The sequence below is a fragment of the Nonomuraea sp. NPDC003754 genome (assembly GCF_053605785.1).
In genome coordinates this window covers 104,523-122,740 of record NZ_JBSGJX010000015.1, presented here as the reverse complement: position 1 = coordinate 122,740, position 18,218 = coordinate 104,523, and the positions used below count along the sequence as shown (strand labels likewise).

Below are 18,218 nucleotides of genomic sequence, written 5' to 3'. Positions count from 1 at the left end.
CCTTTACTTCCAGGCCTTGGCGGCCTCGGTCTCAAGGGCCTTGGCGGCGGCCTTGGCGTCCGCGGGGTTGCGCAGGAAGTCCTGAAGGACCTTCCACTCGCCCTTGCCGTCGGTGCCGCCGAAGGCGCTCGGCGCGAGGTCGGACATGTCGTACCGGACGCTCTCACCGGCGGAGATGATCGTCTGCGCCAGCTGCTTGGTCATGTCGCTCGGGTAGTTGTCGGGGGACACGTTGCGGTTCGGCGACAGGTAGCCGGGCAGCTTGGCCCACACCTCGCCGCCCTCCTTGGAGGCCAGGAACTCCAGCAGCGCCATGGCGCCGGGGGAGTCCTTCAGCGCGACCGCGATGTCACCGCCGAGCACGACCGGCGCGGTGTCGCCGACCTTCGGGAAGGGGAACACCTTGGCCGTCTCGCCGATCTTGGCGCCGGACTGCGTGGCGGAGGCGGCCACGAAGTCGGCCTCGATGACCATCGCGCCCTTGTCCTGGCCGTACACCTGGGTCACGCAGGTCGGGAAGTCGGTCTGGAGGGCGCCGCTGTTGCCGCCGACCATGTACTCCTTCTTGCCGAAGATCTGCGCCATCTTCTCCAGCGCGGTCACGACGGAGGCGTCGGTCCACGGGATCTCGTGCTTGGCGAGCTGGTCGTACTTCTCCGGGCCCGCGCTCGACAGGTAGACGTTCTCGAACAGGTCGGTGAGGGTCCAGCCGGAGGCGCCGCACAGCGAGAACGGCGGGGTGCCGGAGTCGGCGATGGCCTGGGCGGTCTTCATCAGCTCGTCCCAGGTGGTCGGAGCCTGCACGCCGGCGTCGGTGAACGCGGCGTCGCGGTACCAGACGATCGACTTGTGCGCGGCCTTGACGAGCACGCCGTACACCTGGCCGTCGGCGGAGCCGAGCTCCTTCCAGTACGGGGTGTAGTTGTCGTCGATCTGCTTCTGGACCTCGGCGCTGAGGGGCTTGAGCGCCTTCTGGTCGGCGTACTGCTTCACCAGGCCGGGCTGCGGGAGGATCGCGATGTCCGGCGGGCTGCCGCCCTGGATGCGGGGGCCGAGGTAGGCGCCGGTGTCCTCACCGGTGGAGGCGTAGGTGACCTTGGCGCCGGTCTTGTCCTGGAAGGCCTTCAGCACGGTCTCGAAGTTCGTCTGCTCCTCGCCCGTCCACTTGGCGGCGACCTCGATGGTCACCCCCTCGAGGGGCTTGGCACCGGCGGCCGGGGCGGAGCTGGCCGCGCCGGTCTGCTGGGGGGTGGTCGTTGGGGCGTTGCCGCAGGCGGCGATGGCTACCGCGAGCCCCGCCAGAACAACTGCTTTGCGCATGATGCCTGACCTCGAATCACTGGGTTGCGATGATCTCGGCTAGCTCTGCCTTCATGGAGGCCGCCACGTCATCGGTTGATTGGTCGTACGGCGGGCTGAGCGCCTTGGAGACCGCGCTGGCGATCACCAGGCTCAGCTGGTCGTAGTTCGCGCTGACCGGTCGCGGCTTGGCCGCGAGGATGCTCTCCTTCAGCACGGGCAGATAGGGGAAGCGCTTGATCAGCGAAGGATCGTCATAGAGCTCGGCCCACACCGGAGGGAAGGAACCCTCGGTCAGGACGCGCCGCTCGTTCTCCAGACTGGTGAAGTACTTGATGAACTCCTGCGCGGTGTTCTGCCGCTTGGAGTAGGCGCTGATGGCCAGGTTGGCGCCGCCCAGCGAGCTCGATCCCGGTCCGTCGGGTCCGGGGAGCCTGGTCACCGCGAACTTGCCGGCCACCTTGGACTGGGTGGCGGGCCCGTACGCGTGGGGCCAGTTGCGGGCGAAGACCAGCTGGCCGTTCTGGAAGGCCAGCCTGGACTCCTCCTCCTTGTAGTTCAGCGCCTGCGGAGGTATCCATCCCTCGCGCAGGCCCTGGGTGAAGAAGTCGAGCGCCTGCTTCGCCTTGGCCTGGTCCAGGTCGGGCAGCGTCCCGCCCGCCGACTGGACCGCTTCGGCGAAGTTGACCGTCAGTCCCTCATAGGCGGCCAGCTGTCCCGCGTAGCCGCCGATGTCGTGTTTCTTGGTGATCGCAAGGGCCTGGGCGCGAAGCGCGGCCCAGGTCGTGGGCGGCTTCTTGACCAGGTCCTTGCGGTAGTAGAGCAGCCCTGCGTTGCTCGTGTACGGCACCGCCCAGAGCTTGCCCCGGTAGACCGCGGTGTCCACGACGGGCGGCAGGAACCTGTCGAGCGGGAACTGCCCGCGCTCCAGGGGGATGATCCAGCCGTTGTCGGCGAACTCCGCCGTCCACACCACATCGAGTCCGAGCACGTCGTAGCGGTCGCTCCTGGCCTGCAGGTTGGCGACCAGCTGCGCGCGCTGCTCGTCGGCCGCTTCCGGCAGTTCGAGCAGCGTCACCTTCTGTGCCGGGTGCGCCTTGTTCCAGCGGTCCAGCAGGGGCTGCAGGTAGCCGGTGGTGTCGCGCCCGGTGGCGAAGGTGATCGGACCGTTGGGGTCCTCCCCGCCCTCTTCCGTTACCGACGCGCATCCGGCCACCAGGAGCGCGATCAGCATCACGGACATGGGGCGGAACACGTATGACCTCCACATTCCGACCGGATTACATTCGTGTTAGGTAGATGCATTCATGTTATGCACAGCGCTAATCTGAACGTCAACGGATATGTCCGTAACGAGCGCGTAACGAGGAGGTGGGGCGTGCGGTTGCACCTGCTGGCGCTCCTCGCGAAGGAACCCGCCCACGGGTACGAGCTCAAGCAGGCTCTGGAGCAGACGTTCGGCACGGCCTACCCCTCACCCAACATCGGCCAGATATACGTGACGCTCGGCCGTCTGGAGAAGGACGGCCTGGTCAGAGCCGTTGACGTGGAGCAGTCCAACCGGCCGAACAAGAAGGTCTACTACCTGACCGCCAAGGGCCGCGACGTGCTCACCGACTGGGTGGACGAGCCGACGGAGGGCCCGAGGGTGCGCGACGAGTTCTTCATGAAGCTCGTGCTCGCGCCCCTGACCGGCATCGCCGACCGGATGGCGTTGATCAACCGCCAGCGCCGCCACTACCTTGCGCTGATGCGCGATCTCAACGAACTCGCCGAGCGGACCGATCCGGGGAATCAGGTCGCGCTCCTGCTGATCGAGGGCGCCATGCTGCACCTGCAGGCCGACCTCGACTGGCTCGAACGCTGCCAGGAGGACCTGACGTGACCGTGCTCAAGACCGTCAACCTGGTGAAGATCTACCAGAACAACCACGTGCCCGTGCCCGCCGTACGAGGGGTGGACCTGCAGGTCGACGAGGGCGAGTTCGTCGCCATCATGGGTCCTTCGGGCTCCGGCAAGTCGACGCTCGTGCACATGCTCGGCGGGCTCGACTCCCGCACCAGCGGCGAAATCTGGCTGGACGGCAAGCGCGCCGACACCCTCTCGGAGAGCGCCTGGGCGCTGCTGCGGCGGGAGAAGATCGGCTTCGTCTTCCAGTTCTTCAACCTGGTCGCCAGCATGACCGTCGCCGACAACGTCGAGCTGCCCGCCCTGCTGGCGGGGGCCTCGCCGAAGGAGGCGCGCGAGCGCAGGGAGTACCTCCTCGACGCGCTCGGCCTCACCGAGCGGGTCGAGGCCGCCCCTGCCCAGCTGTCGGGTGGCGAGCAGCAGCGGGTGGCGCTGGCCCGCGCCCTGTCCAACAAACCCAGCCTGCTGCTGGCCGACGAGCCCACCGGCAACCTCGACAGCCGCAACACCCGAGACGTGCTGCGCCTGCTCAGCGAGGTGCACCGCGAAGGGCAGACGATCGTCCTGGTCACCCACGACGCCAGGGTGGCCAGCCTGGCCGACAGGGTCGTCTCGCTGCTCGACGGCCAGATCGTCGACGACGGCAAGATCGTCCGCAGGCGGCCCGGCAGGGGCGGCGCCGGAGAGGTCATCGACCTGCGATGAGAGCCGGCCTCCGATGGATCAGGGCCGACCTGCGCGCCAGGCGCGGACAGGCCCTCCTCACCGTGCTGACGATCGCCGGGATCGTGGCCGCGCTGATCACCGCGGCCACGCTGCTCGAGGACGGCACCAACCCGTGGCGCGGCCTGTTCGCCGAGACCAACGGCGCCCACCTGTGGATCCACACCAAGGACCGGCCGCAGGTCGTCGCGCTCAGGCAGATCGACGGGGTGGAGCAGGCGACCGGGCCGTACCGCTCGGCGCCTGTGACCGTGCTCCAGGAGCGCAGGAAGGCCCCGGCCGCGCTGCGCGCCATGCCGGTCGCCGCCCCCGAGGTGGCCAGGCCGGTGGTCGCCGAGGGTGCCTGGCTCGACCGCGCCCAGCCCGACAGCGTGGTCGTCGAGCGTTCCTTCGCCAGGGCGCTCGGGCTGCGCCTGGGCAGCGCGGTCACCGTGACCGCGCTCAGCGGCGCCCGCCACGTGCTGTACGTGCGGGGCATCGCCGACTCGGCCGACCAGGGGTTCTATCCCGAGTGGACGCCCGGCCTGATCTGGGTCCTGCCCGAGAAGCTCGACCGGGTCGAGCCTGAGCTCGGCCGCAGCGAGTGGGTGACGGGCCTGCGCCTCGAGGACCCCGAGGCCACCCAGTTCGTCTCCCAGCGCGTCGTGGTGATGCTGGACGAGGAGGTCCAGCGCGTCTACACCTGGCGCGAGGTGCGCGCCGCCATGGAGCTGGACAACCGGCTGCTCGGCACGCTGCTGGCGCTGTTCGGCATCGTCGGCCTGGTGGCCGCCGTGCTGGCGCTGGCCAACGCGGCCGGCGGGCGCGTGCTGTCGCAGCTGCGCGACCTGGCGACGCTGAAGTCCATGGGCTTCACCAGGGGCCAGGTGGCGGGTCTGCTGCTGGTCGAGCACGGCGCGCTCGGCCTGCTCGGCATCGCGCTGGGCGTGCCGCCCGGCTGGCTGGTGACCTGGCTGGTGCTCGACACGACCTCCGTCGCGCTCGTGCCGCTGCTGGCCATCACCGCGGGCACCGCGCTGGTCGTGCTGGTGGCCGTCGGCGTGCCCGCCTGGCGCGGCAGCCGTACGCCGCCCCTGCCCGCCGCGCCCGCGGCGCCGCCCCGTGGCCGCCTGTCGCGCCTGGCCAGGCTGGCCCTCCTGGTACGGCTGCCGCCCGCGCTCGTGCTGGGCGCCCGCGACGCCTTCTCCAGGCGGGTGCCCGCCTTCCTGACGGCGTTCGGCCTGGCCGTGCCGATGATGATGATCACCATCGGGCTCGGCGTCTGGGCCACGCTCGACGGCTTCCTCGCCCACCCCGAGCAGGTCGGCCAGCACGCCCGGCTCCTGGTGCGCCCGGACAAGCTGACCCCCGAGCAGGCCAAGGCCCTGTCCGAGCGGGATCCGGCCGTCCTGCAGGTCTATCCGGGGGCCGAGGTCGACGCGCTGGTGCCCGGCGAGGCCCGCTCGATCAGGGTGCGCGCGATCGGCGGTTCGGCCTCGCCGTACCCCTTCCCGGTGGTCGAGGGGCGCATGTACGCCGACAGGGGTGAGGCGGTCGCCGGACAGGGCCTGCTCGACCTGCTGCGGGTGAAGATCGGCGACCGGGTGTGGCTGTCGGTCGGCGGCACCCCGCTGATCGTGCGGATCGTCGGCAGGACCGTGGAGCCCGACCTCGACGGCCAGGTGCTCTCGCTCGGCGTGGACAGCCTCGCGGCCAAGGACGTGGTGCCGCCGGAGTTCTGGGGCCTGGCGCTGAAACCGGGCGCCGACCCCGCCGAGGTGCGCGACCGGCTCCTGGCGGCCTCGGGCGAGGGGCTGGAGATCCAGCGCGTGGTCAACCCCGCCGAACGCCTGGCGGTCATCCGCGTCGTCATCGTCGCGCTCGTCGCCGTGCTCGCGCTGATCGGCCTGGCCAACCTGTTGACGGCCAGCGCGCTCGGGCTGCGCGACCACGCCTACGACCTCGCGGTGCTGAAGGCGATGGGGCTCACCCCGCGCCAGGTCATGGCCACGCTGGTCATGGGCACGGGGGTGCTGGTGGTGCTCGGCGTCGTCGCCGGCACCGCGGCGGGCTCGTTCGTCGTGCAGGGCCTGATCGATCTGCAGGGCCACACCAGCGGCGTCGGGGCGGGCATCGCCCGTCCGCCCTCGCCCCTCGTGCTGGCCGTGGCGGTGCTGGTGGCCATCGGGGCGGCGCTGGCCGTCGCCCTCATCCCCGCCCGCAGGGCCGCCCGCGCGCAGGTGCCGATCACCGCCAGGTAGCCGCAGGGGTGCCTGTCGCCGTTGACAGGCACCCGCGAGAGCGCGCCCCGGAGGGCGCGCTCAGCCGGCCTTGAGCGCGAACCAGTAGAAGCCGTGCCCCGGCAGGGTCAGCATGTACGGCGACTCGCCGATCCTGGGGAAGCGGACGCCGCCCCTGGCCTCGACGGGCACCATGCCCTCGAAGCGCCGCAGGTCGAGCTCGACGGGCTGCGGGAACTTCGACAGGTTGTTCACGCACAGCATCAGGTCGTCGCCCTCCTCACGCACGAACGTGAGGACGGCCGGGTTCGACGACCACATCTCGGTGTAGGCGCCGGTGCCGAAGACCGGGTGCTGGCGGCGGATGTGCAGCATCTTCCTGGTGAAGTGCAGCAGCGAGGCCTCGGTCTTCTGCTGCGCCTCCACGTTGACCGCCTGGAAGCCGAAGATCGGGTCCATGACCGCGGGCAGGTAGAGCCGGCCGGGGTCGGCCGTCGAGAAGCCCGCGTTTCGGTCGGGGCTCCACTGCATCGGCGTGCGGACCGAGTCGCGGTCCTCCAGCCAGATGTTGTCGCCCATGCCGATCTCGTCGCCGTAGTACATCACCGGCGAGCCGGGCAGGCTCAGCAGCAGCGCCGTGAACAGCTCGATCAGGTCGCGGTTGTTGTCGAGCAGCGGGGCCAGACGCCGCCTGATGCCCAGGTAGGCCCGCATGCGCGGGTCCTTGGCGTACTCGGCGTGCATGTAGTCGCGCTCTTCCTCGGTCACCGTCTCGAGCGTCAGCTCGTCGTGGTTGCGGAGGAAGATGCCCCACTGGGCGTTATCGGGAAGCTTGGGGGTGCGCGACATGATCTCCGAGATCGGCTCGCGCGTCTCCTTCTTCACCGCCATGTAGATGCGCGGCATCAGCGGGAAGTGGAAGGCCATGTGGCACTCGTCGCCGCCCGTCGTCGGGTCGCCGAAGTACTCGACCACGTCCTCGGGCCAGCCGTTCGCCTCGGCCAGCAGCACCCTGTCGGGGTAGAGGCGGTCCACCTCCGCGCGCACCTTCCTCAGGTACGCGTGGGTCTCGGGCAGCCCGCTGCAGCTGGTGCCCTCCCTCTCGAACAGGTACGGCACGGCGTCCAGCCGGAACCCGTCGATGCCCAGGTCCAGCCAGAACCGCAGGACCTCCAGCATCGCCTCCTGGACGGCCGGGTTGTCGTAGTTGAGGTCGGGCTGGTGGTGGAAGAAGCGGTGCCAGTAGTACTGCTTGCGCACCGGGTCGTAGGTCCAGTTGGACTCCTCCGCGCCGATGAAGATGATCGGCGCGTCGGGGTAACCGGTCGGCTCGTCCGCCCACACGTAGAAGTCGCCGTAGGGCCCCTCGGGGTCGTGGCGCGAGGCCTGAAACCAGGGGTGCTGGTCGCTGGTGTGGTTCATCACCAGGTCGGTGATGATGCGGATCCCGCGCGCGTGCGCCGACTCGATGAGCTGGACGAAGTCTCCGAGATCACCGAAGTCCGGGAGGATCTTCCCGTAGTCGGAGATGTCGTAGCCGCCATCGCGCAGCGGCGACTCGTACAGCGGCAACAGCCACAGGCAGTCGACGCCGAGCCACTGGAGGTAGTCGAGTTTCTCGATGAGACCGCGCAGGTCTCCGGTCCCGTCGCCGTTGGAGTCCTTGAACCCCCGGACGAGCACCTCGTAGAACACCGCCCGCTTGTACCAGCGTGGATCGGCCGAGACGAAGGCCTCGGAGACCGATGGGTTGTTCATATGACGCTCACAGAAGGAGATGTGGGCAGGACGAAGTCACCGGTTTCCCCGGCGTGTTGTGTGGTGACCGCGTCGCATGGAGTCGTCATCCCTGCGATCTCCATGCCCGGCCGAGACCAGATTTGTGATCTGATGCCCCGGTTCTTGCGACGCTCTCGGGCCGAACACTACCAGCCCCATGGCCCTCCGGAACCCGCTTCTTTGTAGCGGTCGTAATACCCACGAGATCCGTATGTAACCGCTCTGTAACCCTGCGTTCTCCCGGGGGATGCCCGCAGGTCAGAAGGGTGGCGTCAGCTCGGCGAGGTCGCTCTCGTAGTCCGTCAGCCAGGCGCCGAAGAGCACCAGGCCACGCACCCAGAACCGGTCGTTCCACCCGGTGAACCGGGTCAGCGCGTCCGGCCCCGAGGCGATCACCTCGTGCAGCGTGTCCGAAAACAGGCTCGGCACCTTTTCGGTCACCTTCACCAGCATCCGGTGCGAGTAGTCGCGGGCCGGGGCCGCGGTCGAGCGCAGCGGCACCCGCTGGAGCGGCTGCTTGACCACGTTCGTCGACGGCAGCGCGGCCACCCTCGGGTTGGCCGCGTGCAGCAGCTCCCGGTAGAAGCGGCCCTTGTCCTTGCGGGCCACCCCGACCGACAGGGCGGCGTCGAAGAAGTCGGGGTGGATGAACGGCGCCGCGAAGCCGGCCTCAGGGCCGACCAGGTTGACCGCCGAGCGGGCGATGCCGCGCACGGTACGGGTGTGCAGCACCGACAGCGGCAGCTCGGCCCGGTGCCCGTGGAGCATCGAGGTGGCGGCGGCGAACTGCTCACGCACGACGTCGCCGATCCACGCCTCGGCCGCGGGCGACAGGAAGGGCACCGAGGGCGCGCCGAGCGACAGCGAGCCGAGCACGGCCGCCGAGCGCTCGGCCTGCGTCCTGGCCTCCAGCGCCGCGCCGCTGACCATGAAGTTCTTCAGCAGCGGGCCGCCGGCCAGGCCGTCGACGAGCACGCGGCCCGCGCCGTGCACCTGCTTGGCGAAGGGTGCGTACCAGGCGTGGTGCGGGGTCATGAACTCCAGCCGCCGCGCCACCTCGAGCGCGTCGCGCGGATAGGCGGCGGCCTCCTGGGTGATGACGCGGTGCCGTACCCCCAGCTCGCGGGTGATGGCGCGGGCGAAGGCGATGTCGGTGTCGGTGCCGTCGTCGGGGCTGGTCGTCCACGACTCCACGTCGGCGCCGCGCGCCACCGCGACCGAGCACAGCAGCCGCGAGTCGTAGCCGCCGCTGACCGGCACCAGCAGCGGGCGCCCCTCGTAGTCGTCGTAGACCCCGTGCAGGATCTCCAGCAGCTCACCGGCGCCGCGCCAGGCCTCGTACGGCTCCTGCCGCAGCCAGCGCGGCAGCCGCCGCTCGGTCGAGAGCCTGCCGTGGGCGTGGACCAGCGCGCTGGAGCCCGGCAGGCGGCTGATCCCCCGGTACGGCGTGGCGTCGCCGAGCGGGAACGTCACCTGGATGATCGACGCCCACGCCGCCCAGTCGATGTCGACGGGCACCAGCTCCAGCAGCGGCTTCAGCAGCGAGGAGAAGTAGACCGCCTCGCCCACGCGCACGTAGTAGACGTCGACCAGGCCGAGCGCCCCCGCGTGCAGCACCGTGCGGGCGCCGTCGCCGATCAGGCCGGGCGTCTCGTAGGTCTCGGCGACCGTGATCCAGTCGGCGGGCGCCGCGGGCCTGCGCTCGCCCCACGCGAACGCGAACGTGCCGTCGGCGCGGTGGTAGGGCGGCAGCGGCTGGGAGCTGTAGAGCGCCGCCTCGGCCGTCTGGAGGGCGGGCCTGACCTTGGGCCCCGACCCCGCGAGCTTGTCGAGCAGGCCCGCATCGAGCCGGCCGAGGGCGCCGCACACGTACGGCCTCACATTGAACGCCGGCCACTGCACGCGATCTCACTCCTCAACGCCGATTCCAAGCGAAAGAGTATCCTTTGCCGGGCCGAGAGACGGAGGGCCTGTGACTACTGAGCTGGAGAGCACGCGACGCGCGCTGCGTGACGCCATCGCCGAGGCGGAGCGCGCGGCGGAGCTGGCCAGGCTGCTGGACGCCGCCCAGGCCAGGCTCGCCGCGGCCGAGCGGGCCACCGAGGAGCTCAAGACGATGGGCGAGCGCCTCGCCGAGGCCGAGAGCGAGCTGGAGCGCGAGCGCGCCGCGGCCGAGAAGCTGCGCAAGGAGCTGGCCGAGCAGCGCTACCAGGCCGAGGTCGCCCAGTGGAAGCTGTCCTCCATCAAGGTCGCCCGGTGGAACCGCATCGGTGACGCGATCAAGACGGGCAAGCGCAACCCGGTCCGCCTCGCCAAGGGGCTGAAGGGCGCGACCAGGCCGGTCAAGCGTCCCGTGGCGCCCAAGCGCAAGCCTCTGGCCGTCAGCGCGCCGAAGGACGAGCGTCCCGGAGCCGCCTTCCAGGCCACCAGCACCACCAGGACGGTCGAGGGCACCTCGGTGCGGCTCAAGCCGTTCCGGATCCCGACGGGCCCCAACACGCGCCCGCACCTGACCGCCGCCGTGATCGCCGACCCGCACGCCGAGGCGCTGCTGCGCTACGAGTGGCGGCAGACCACGGGCTTCACGCCCCGCGACTTCGCCCGCGTCCTGGCGGCCGAGGTGCCGCACCTGCTGGTCGTCGAGTCGGTCACGGAGGGGCCGTGGGCCGAGGAGGTCACCGGCGAGCCGGGTGAAGGGCTGCGCGAGCTGCTGGCCTGGTGCGCCGAGCGCGGCATCCGCACCGTCTTCTGGCACACGCAGGGCACCGTCGCCGACTACGCCGCCGCCGCCGAGCTGTTCGACCACCGTTTCACGACCGACCTGGCCGCCGGCTGGCCCCGCCTGCCGTTCGCGGTCCAGCCGCGCGTCCACAACCCGCTGCCGCTGTCCGGCGGGCGCTACGGCCGGGTGCTCACCCTCGACCAGTTGCTGCCCGACCATCTCGGCTACCCCGACGTGCTCACCTCCTACCGCTGGCCCATCGCCGTCGACTGCCCGCCCGGCACGCCGCAGTGGCGGCTGGCGGAGCTGGCCGCCTGCGGCACCTCCATCGGCCCTGAGGGCGACTCCAGGCGCGCGCACGCGGCGCTGCGCAGGGCCTACGCCATGGGCACCATGAGTGAGCGCGTCGACGAGCTGCTGGAGGCCATCGGGCTGCCGAGCGCCCACGCGACGCTCAACGTCTCGGTCATCCTCCCGGTCCTCGACCCGGCGCTGCTGGAGCACGGCCTCGCCCAGGTCGCCAAGCAGTCGGGCGTCACCCAGGTGATCGTCTTCGGGCCCGCCGGCGGGGAGGAGCGGGCGCGGGAGGTGCTGGCGCCGCGCGAGGTCGTCTACCGCGAGCCCGACCCCGTCTCCAGCACGGGAGCCCTGCTGAACAGAGGGCTCGACCTGTGCGAGGCCGACCTGGTCGCGATCATGGACCCGCGCGACGTCTACGGCTCCCACTACCTGGACGACCTCAGCCGCGCCTTCCTGTTCACCACCGCCGACATCGTGGGCAAGGCCTGCTTCTACGCCCACCTGCGCACCGCGCACGCCACGCTGCTGAAGCAGCCGGAGGCGGAGTACACCTACACCCCCGAGGTCGCAGGGGCGACGCTGCTGGCCAGGCGGCACGCGTTGCGGGCGGTCGGGTTCGCCGACCTCACCGAGGGGTGGGACGAGGTGCTCATGCGGCAGTGCCGTACGGACGGGGTCAAGGTGTTCTCCGCCGACAGGTTCGGCTACGTGCGGGTGCGCGACGAGGACCGGTGGCTGCTCGGCGCCGCCCACCTGGTCGAGTACGGCTCCGCCGAACCCCACGCCCTCATCTGACCGCACCCCGCGCCGCGCCGGGGCGCCCGCCGCTCCCCGGCCGCGGGCGGGGGTCTACGCTCGGCTCGTGAGACCGAGACGGCTGGCCGAGGTGCTCGGCGCCGCGCCGGCTCCCGAGGGGAGCTGGGCGGAGGAGGGCGTCTACCTGTCCACCGCCGCGCTGCGCCGCGGCATCCCGGCCGAGCGGCTGGCCGCCGACGTCAGCGCCCTTCCCGGCGTGCGCGCGGTGACGGTCTCCGGCAGGGGGTTCCTGCGCATCACCGTCGACGACCCGGGGGAGGTGCTCGACGAGCCCTTCGCGCGGATCCCGGTCGAGGACGCGTGGCCCGACCTCCCGCGCACCTGGGACAACCCGGGCTTCGTCGTGCGATACGCCCACGCGCGGGCCGCGGCGGTCATCAGGTGGGCCGCCGACCTGGGCGTGCCCGGCACCGGCCGCGACCCGCGGGCGCTGGCCGATCCGCGTGACCGGGCGGTGCTCAGGCTGCTGGCCGAGATCCCCGGGCGCGAGGCGAGCCGCGATCCCGGGTGGCAGTCCTACCTTCCCCGGCTCGCCCTCGCCTACCACGACGCCCACGAGCACGCGCCCGCCGTACCACGGGGGGACGGAAGGCCGGAGCCCGTGCACACGGCGCGCGTCCGGCTGGCGGCGGCCGTCTGGACCGTGCTCCCCGGACCAGAGCGAATCTGAAAATATCCGGTCATTACACGATTTAGGGCAAAAATTTCCTCTCCATTCCGCGATCTCGTCTCGATCCGTGGTCGGGCGTCCCATCAGCTGCACCACGTCCGATAGCCTCGATCGGGTGAGTCGATTCGCCCATCCAGCCGGGGACAGGCACGCTGAGATGCTGCCCCACGAGCGCCCGCCGCTGGCGCCCGCCGACCTCAACCGGATCAACCCCTCGATCTGGCCGCGAACGTCGACGCGAACGGATGGCGCGCTCACGATCGGCGGCGTCGACGTGCGCGACCTCGCCCAGCGGTACGGCACGCCGCTCTACGTCATCGACGAGGACGACGTCCGCTCCCGGATGCGCGAGTACGCCACCGCCTTCGCCGGCTCCGACGTCCACTACGCCGGCAAGGCGTTCCTGTGCAAGGAGATCGTGCGCTGGCTGATGGACGAGGACCTGGGCCTCGACGTGGCCAGCGGCGGCGAGCTGGCCGTGGCGCTCAGCGTCGGCTTCCCGCCCTCGCGCATCACGCTCCACGGCAACAACAAGTCGGTCGCCGAGCTGTCGCGCGCTCTCGAGGTCGGCGTCGGCCACATCGTCGTCGACTCCTTCGAGGAGATCGCCCGCCTGGGCTACCTCGCCGAGGAGAGGGGCGTGCGGCCCCGGGTGATGGTCCGCGTGACCACCGGCGTCGAGGCGCACACCCACGAGTTCATCGCCACCGCGCACGACGACCAGAAGTTCGGCCTGTCGCTCAGCTCGGGCGCCGCGGCCGAGGCCGTCCGGCGCATCCTGGCCCTGCCGCAGCTCGAACTCGTCGGCCTGCACTCCCACATCGGATCGCAGATCGTCGACACCGCCGGCTTCGAGGTGGCCGCCAGCCGGCTGGCCGGCCTGCTGGTGCAGATCAAGGACGAGCACGGCGTCGTGCTGCCCGAGCTCGACCTCGGCGGCGGCTACGGCATCGCCTACGTCGACGAGGACGAAGCCCCCGACATCAAGGTGATCGCCGACGCCCTGCGCGAGATCGTCGCCAAGGTCTGCACGGGCGCCGGGCTGCCCGTGCCGCGCCTGACGGTCGAGCCGGGCCGGGCCATCGTCGGCCCCGGCGGGGTCACCCTCTACGAGGTCGGCACGGTCAAGGACGTCGAGGGCCTGCGCACCTACGTCAGCGTCGACGGCGGCATGAGCGACAACGCCCGCACCGCCCTCTACGGCGCCGAGTACACCACCGTCCTCGCCTCCCGCGCCTCCGCCGCGGCCCCCATGCTGTCGCGCGTGGTCGGCAAGCACTGCGAGAGCGGCGACATCGTGGTCCGCGACCACTACCTGCCCGCCGACCTCGTGCCCGGCGACCTGATCGCCGTGGCCGCGACCGGCGCCTACTGCAGGTCGCTGGCCAGCAACTACAACTACCTGCCCAAGCCCGCCGTCGTGGCCGTCTCCGGCGGCCAGGCGCGCGTCATCGTGCAGGGTGAGACCGAGGATGACCTGTTGAGGGGACAGCTATGAGTGGCAAACCGCTGAAAGTCGCGCTCCTGGGGTGCGGCGTCGTCGGGTCCCAGGTCATCAGGCTCATGGAGGAGCAGGCCGACGACCTGGCCGCGCGCATCGGCGCCCCGCTGGAGCTGGCGGGCGTCGCGGTCAGGAAGCCCGGCCGCAAGCGCGACGTCCACTTCGACCCGGCCCTGCTGACCAGCGACGCGGAGGGCCTGGTCACCCGCGACGACGTCGACATCGTCATCGAGGTGATCGGCGGCATCGAACCGGCCCGATCGCTCATCCTGGCCGCCATGGCCAGCGGCAAGGCGGTGGTCACCGCCAACAAGGCCCTGCTCGCCGAGGACGGCGCCACCATCCACGCGGGCGGCGGCGACCTCTACTACGAGGCCAGCGTCGCCGGCGCCATCCCGCTGCTGCGCCCGCTGCGCGAGTCGCTGGCCGGCGACCACGTCAAACGGGTGCTCGGCATCGTCAACGGCACCACCAACTACATCCTCGACAAGATGGACTCCACCGGCGCCTCGTTCACCGACGCGCTCGAAGAGGCCCAGGCCCTCGGGTACGCCGAGGCCGACCCCACCGCCGACGTCGAGGGCTTCGACGCCGCGGCCAAGGCCGCCATCCTCGCGGGTCTCGCCTTCCACAGCCGCGTCACCGCCGCCGACGTGCACCGCGAGGGCATCACCGAGATCACCGCGACCGACGTGGCCAGCGCCAAGGCCATGGGCTACGTCATCAAGCTGCTGGCCATCTGCTCCCGCTCCGACGACGGCCGCTCGATCGGGGTCCGCGTCCACCCGGCGATGATCCCCAGGTCGCACCCGCTGGCCGGGGTCCGCGAGGCCTACAACGCGGTCTTCGTCGAGGCCGAGTCGGCCGGGCAGCTCATGTTCTACGGCAAGGGCGCGGGCGGCGCCCCGACCGCGTCCGCGGTGCTCGGCGACCTGGTCGCGGTGGCCCGCAACCGGATCGCGGGCACCAGGGGCCCCAGCGAGTCGATCTACGCGTCGCTGGCCGTCCACCCGATGGGCGAGACCGTCACCCGCTGCCACGTGTCCCTGGACGTCGCCGACAAGCCGGGCGTCCTGGCGCAGGTGGCGACGCTGTTCGCCAAGCACGACGTGTCCATCCAGACGGTCCGCCAGGAGGGCCACGGCGACGACGCCCAGCTCGTCATCGTCACGCACCGGGCGACGGACGCGGCGCTGTCGGCGACGATGGAGGGGCTGCGCAACCTCGACATCGTGCGGGCGATCGCCGGCGTGATGCGGGTCGAGGGCGACGACTGACCCGGCAGGCACGGGGATTTCTTGCGGGATTTGGTGCGGGGCCGGTGACCGGCCCCGTGGAAATGGCGGATCGCTGATCTGATTCGCCGGGCGAAGAGATGCTCGATGGGCGATTCTTGAAGAGCGCCCATCGAGAGATCGTGACGACCATGGTCATGCCGTCGGTGATGCAGGCACCCAGGTCGCCCGGGGCGCGGTCGTGCACGGATATCCCTTTTCCGCCGAGAGGCGCGCCACGCTCTCGGTTCCCCACCGAAGGAGATCCCCTTGTCGTGCTCGCCGCCTTTTGGTGAAGAGGGTGGAGAAACAAGCCGTTTCTCCGCCTATGTGGATGCAGTCGAGCGAAGGATCGACAGAGACCTCCTCGAGGAGGCTCTGCGGCAGAACGAATCGGCGGCCGAGTCCGCCGAAGTGTCGGACCGTGGCGATGGCTGAGGCGTCGCGACCCGGCGCGGCGTACCGGGACGACCCGGCGCCCTAGCGACACACCCGAAACCGCGACGACCCGGCCTGCCGTACCCGGGAGGAACGGCAGGCCGGCGCCATGCCCGGAGGGGCACAGGGGCATCAGGCGCGCTGCCGGCGTTGAGGGTCGCCACCCGACGCGGCGCGCCGACCGTCACCCGTGGAAGACACCGTGCACCCGTCATGGCATCATACGGAACTAAGAGTTCCGAAACTCATGGTTCCGTTAGGAGCGAGCATGGACGTCTCTGTCACCTCCCCGCACCGCACGGTCGTTCTCGCCGGCCGGATCATCGCCTTCCTCGGCGTGTTCCACATGGCCGTCACCGTCGCCTTGAACATCCGGTACCTGCCCACCTGGTTCTCGGGCGGGCTGTGGTTCCCCGCCAACGGCCTGGGCGAGCTCCCTCCCGCACTGGGCGGCTTCTGGCTCACGATCGGGTCCTTCGCCCTGCCGCTGTTCGCGCTGGGCCTGCTGATCGACTGGACCGGCCGGCGCGGCGCGACTCCTCCGGCGTTCGTGGCATGGTTGCTCGGCGTCTGGGGCACGATCGGAGCGCTCACCTTCGAGCCGTCGCCGTTCGTCGCCGTCTGGGTGCCCGCCGTGATGCTGCTCGTCGCGGCCGGGAATCGCCGGTGAGCGCGGCTCCCGCAGCCGACCGGCGGCGCGGGCAGGCCGGAGGGCCGGGCGCGGACCAGGGGCCGCGGTGACCGGGAAAGGAACGCCAGTGGAACGGCAGGGCACGCGGGCCGCGCAGGCAACGCAGACAGGACGGCCGAGAGACAGCAGGGTCGACGCGGCCGTCCTGGTCGCGACCAGGGACGTGCTCGCCGAGACCGGCTACGCCCGCCTCACCGTCGACGCGGTCGCCGTACGGGCGGGAGTCGGCAAGGCCGCCATCTACCGCCGCTACGCCACCAAGCAGGAGATGGTCTTCGCCGCCACCGTCCACTCCATGGCCCTGGAGATCCCGCCCGACACGGGCTCCTTCGTCACCGACCTGGTCGCGCTCGTCGACGACGTCCTCGCCACGCTGGGCAACCCGGTCGCCCTGGTCACGGTTCCCGGGCTGCTGGCCGACGTCGTCGCCGACACCGACCTGACGGCCAGGTTCCAGCGGACGTTCATGGAACGGCAGCGCGACTGCGTCACGGCCGTCCTGGACCGCGCGGTCCAGCGGGGTGAGCTCGCGGAGCGGCCCGAGCTGGACGTGGTCCACGCCCTGCTGGTCGGTCCCGTGTTCGCCTGGCTGTTCCTGATCCGCCACCAGGAGCGGGACGTCTTCGCCCGGGAACTGGCCGCCCGGCTGGCCGCCGCGCTGACCCGCACAGGCGGGCCGCTCCCCGCCTGAGAGGCGGCCTTCCCCACGCTGACCGCACGGGCGGGCCGCTCCCCGGCAGGGCGGCCTCCCCACGCTGGCCCGCACGGGGCCGCTTCCCCGGCTGAGGTGAGCGTCCTCTGGCACGCCGGCCCGCACGGGGCCGCTCACCTGCGAAGGGGAGCGGCCTCCCCCGCGCAGGGGAGGGGCGCCGGGCCCGCACGGAGCAGGCTGGTGGCCATGACAGAGAGTGTGAGCGCGGCCGCCACGGCACGGGGCCGGACGCGGGGCCGGACACGGTGGGCGGCGTCGGCGGCGGCGGTGTGGTCGGTGGCGTTCGCGGCGGCGGGCGCCTACTGGGCGGCGTGGGGCGCCGGCTTCCCGTTCGGCGCGGGCGATCCGCGAGCCGAGCAGGTGGGCTCGCTGTTCGCGGCGGCGGAGCCGGGGCCGGTGGGCGCGGCCATGGCGGTGCTCGGACTGCTCGGCGCCGTGGTCGCGGTGGGGATGGCCCGCGCCACCCCGGCCAGGGGGCCGCTCGTCTTCGCGTGGGCGATGAGCGGCGCGCTGCTCGTCGCCGTGCCCGACATCAGGGTGATCCAGAACTTCGCCTACCTGTTCATGGGATACACCGGCCTGTGGGACGGGCCCCTGCTGTTCATGGTGTTCTGCATCGCGGGCGGAGCCCTCTGGGCGGCGGCGGCCTGGGTCCACCAGGGCGGCGGCACGCGGGAACCGGTCCGATGGGGCAGGCCGGTGACCTACGCGGCCGCGCTGCTGGCCCTGCCGTACGCGATCTCGCGCATCTCGTGGGCGGCGGGCATCCCGCTCGGGATACCGGCGGAGGACATCGCGGCGGGGAACGCCGATGGCGGGTGGATCTCCGAAACGGTGCTCGGCGGCCTGTGCGTCGCGGGCGCCGTCCTCACGATCGGTCTGGTGCGGCGCTGGGGTGAGGTCTTTCCCCGGTGGATCCCGTTCCTGCGCGGCAGGCGGGTGCCGGTCTGGTTCGCGGTCGTGCCGGGGCTGGCCGCGTCGGTCATGCTGGTCCAGGCGGGCGCGCGGCTGTACCTGGCGATGCTCACCGGGGACATCACCATCACCGCCGAGCGCTGGGGCACGTTCCTGCCCGGCCTGGCGTGGCTGCCCTGGGGGCTGGCCCTGGCCGCCGCCACCTACGCCTACTACCTGCGCCGGCGGGCCTGAGCACCACCCGCCTGCGC

General features: G+C 71.4%; 14 protein-coding genes. 10 read left to right on the top strand and 4 right to left on the bottom strand.

Annotated elements, in window-relative coordinates; genetic code table 11:
- Positions 1 to 3: 3 nt before the first annotated feature.
- Positions 4 to 1,320 carry an ABC transporter substrate-binding protein gene (locus ACWEVS_RS20445; protein WP_354917138.1) on the bottom strand — a complete coding sequence of 439 codons (1,317 nt, stop codon included), beginning with the start codon at positions 1,318 to 1,320 and terminating at the stop codon, positions 4 to 6.
- A 16-nt stretch (positions 1,321 to 1,336) separates the two neighbouring features.
- Positions 1,337 to 2,542, bottom strand: coding sequence for an ABC transporter substrate-binding protein (locus ACWEVS_RS20440; RefSeq protein WP_354917141.1), 1,206 nt, complete (start codon positions 2,540 to 2,542; stop codon positions 1,337 to 1,339).
- Positions 2,543 to 2,677: 135 nt separating this feature from the next.
- Here ACWEVS_RS20440 and ACWEVS_RS20435 point away from each other — a divergent pair, with 135 nt between their 5' ends.
- Genes ACWEVS_RS20435 through ACWEVS_RS20425 form a run of 3 tightly spaced genes read left to right on the top strand, consistent with a single transcriptional unit; the run spans position 2,678 to position 6,170 of the window.
- Positions 2,678 to 3,184: a PadR family transcriptional regulator gene (locus tag ACWEVS_RS20435; protein WP_354917144.1), complete on the top strand. Its 507-nt coding sequence runs from the start codon at positions 2,678 to 2,680 to the stop codon at positions 3,182 to 3,184.
- Positions 3,181 to 3,912, top strand: coding sequence for an ABC transporter ATP-binding protein (locus tag ACWEVS_RS20430; RefSeq protein ID WP_449926712.1), 732 nt, complete (start codon positions 3,181 to 3,183; stop codon positions 3,910 to 3,912). The genes ACWEVS_RS20435 and ACWEVS_RS20430 overlap by 4 nt, the downstream gene beginning before the upstream one ends.
- Entirely contained in the window at positions 3,909 to 6,170 is a 2,262-nt protein-coding gene (locus tag ACWEVS_RS20425; protein WP_449926709.1) for an FtsX-like permease family protein, read from the top strand. Before ACWEVS_RS20430 ends, ACWEVS_RS20425 begins: the two co-directional genes overlap by 4 nt.
- Before the next feature lie 60 nt (positions 6,171 to 6,230).
- Here the strand turns inward: ACWEVS_RS20425 and treS are convergent, their stop codons facing one another.
- Positions 6,231 to 7,907, bottom strand: coding sequence for a maltose alpha-D-glucosyltransferase (gene treS, locus ACWEVS_RS20420; RefSeq protein ID WP_354917152.1), 1,677 nt, complete (start codon positions 7,905 to 7,907; stop codon positions 6,231 to 6,233).
- A 279-nt stretch (positions 7,908 to 8,186) separates the two neighbouring features.
- The gene (locus tag ACWEVS_RS20415; RefSeq protein WP_452416903.1) at positions 8,187 to 9,830 is read right to left on the bottom strand and encodes an asparagine synthetase B family protein; all 1,644 of its coding nucleotides are present in this window, start codon (positions 9,828 to 9,830) and stop codon (positions 8,187 to 8,189) included.
- A 70-nt stretch (positions 9,831 to 9,900) separates the two neighbouring features.
- Between ACWEVS_RS20415 and ACWEVS_RS20410 the strand changes: the two genes are divergently transcribed.
- The 7 genes from ACWEVS_RS20410 to ACWEVS_RS20380 all read left to right on the top strand — a co-directional run bounded on the left by ACWEVS_RS20410 (position 9,901) and on the right by ACWEVS_RS20380 (position 18,201).
- The gene (locus tag ACWEVS_RS20410; RefSeq protein WP_452552775.1) at positions 9,901 to 11,745 is read left to right on the top strand and encodes a hypothetical protein; all 1,845 of its coding nucleotides are present in this window, start codon (positions 9,901 to 9,903) and stop codon (positions 11,743 to 11,745) included.
- Between the two features lie 67 nt (positions 11,746 to 11,812).
- Positions 11,813 to 12,436 carry an anticodon-binding protein gene (locus tag ACWEVS_RS20405; protein ID WP_452552773.1) on the top strand — a complete coding sequence of 208 codons (624 nt, stop codon included), beginning with the start codon at positions 11,813 to 11,815 and terminating at the stop codon, positions 12,434 to 12,436.
- A gap of 115 nt (positions 12,437 to 12,551) precedes the next feature.
- On the top strand, positions 12,552 to 13,934 hold the full coding sequence (gene lysA / locus ACWEVS_RS20400) for a diaminopimelate decarboxylase (protein WP_452416905.1): 1,383 nt from the start codon (positions 12,552 to 12,554) through the stop codon (positions 13,932 to 13,934).
- Complete coding sequence (locus ACWEVS_RS20395) at positions 13,931 to 15,214, top strand: homoserine dehydrogenase (RefSeq protein WP_449926695.1); 1,284 nt, start codon at positions 13,931 to 13,933, stop codon at positions 15,212 to 15,214. Before lysA ends, ACWEVS_RS20395 begins: the two co-directional genes overlap by 4 nt.
- A 703-nt stretch (positions 15,215 to 15,917) precedes the next feature.
- Positions 15,918 to 16,319, top strand: a complete 402-nt coding sequence (locus ACWEVS_RS20390; RefSeq protein WP_452552771.1) for a DUF6463 family protein — start codon at positions 15,918 to 15,920, stop codon at positions 16,317 to 16,319.
- Positions 16,320 to 16,407: 88 nt separating this feature from the next.
- Positions 16,408 to 17,031 (top strand): TetR/AcrR family transcriptional regulator, encoded by a 624-nt coding sequence (locus ACWEVS_RS20385; RefSeq protein ID WP_452552769.1) that lies wholly within the window; start codon positions 16,408 to 16,410, stop codon positions 17,029 to 17,031.
- Positions 17,032 to 17,238: 207 nt separating this feature from the next.
- Positions 17,239 to 18,201 (top strand): hypothetical protein, encoded by a 963-nt coding sequence (locus tag ACWEVS_RS20380; RefSeq protein WP_452552767.1) that lies wholly within the window; start codon positions 17,239 to 17,241, stop codon positions 18,199 to 18,201.
- The last annotated feature ends 17 nt before the right edge of the window (positions 18,202 to 18,218 follow it).

Excerpts from the sequence above, each read along its gene's own strand:
- treS (WP_354917152.1), bottom strand. The coding sequence starts at position 7,907 with ATGAACAACCCATCGGTCTCCGAGGCCTTCGTCTCGGCCGATCCACGC.
- ACWEVS_RS20380 (WP_452552767.1), top strand. The coding sequence starts at position 17,239 with ATGACAGAGAGTGTGAGCGCGGCCGCCACGGCACGGGGCCGGACGCGG.
- ACWEVS_RS20390 (WP_452552771.1), top strand. The coding sequence starts at position 15,918 with ATGGACGTCTCTGTCACCTCCCCGCACCGCACGGTCGTTCTCGCCGGC.
- ACWEVS_RS20445 (WP_354917138.1), bottom strand. The coding sequence starts at position 1,320 with ATGCGCAAAGCAGTTGTTCTGGCGGGGCTCGCGGTAGCCATCGCCGCC.
- ACWEVS_RS20395 (WP_449926695.1), top strand. The coding sequence starts at position 13,931 with ATGAGTGGCAAACCGCTGAAAGTCGCGCTCCTGGGGTGCGGCGTCGTC.
- ACWEVS_RS20425 (WP_449926709.1), top strand. The coding sequence starts at position 3,909 with ATGAGAGCCGGCCTCCGATGGATCAGGGCCGACCTGCGCGCCAGGCGC.
- ACWEVS_RS20440 (WP_354917141.1), bottom strand. The coding sequence starts at position 2,542 with ATGTCCGTGATGCTGATCGCGCTCCTGGTGGCCGGATGCGCGTCGGTA.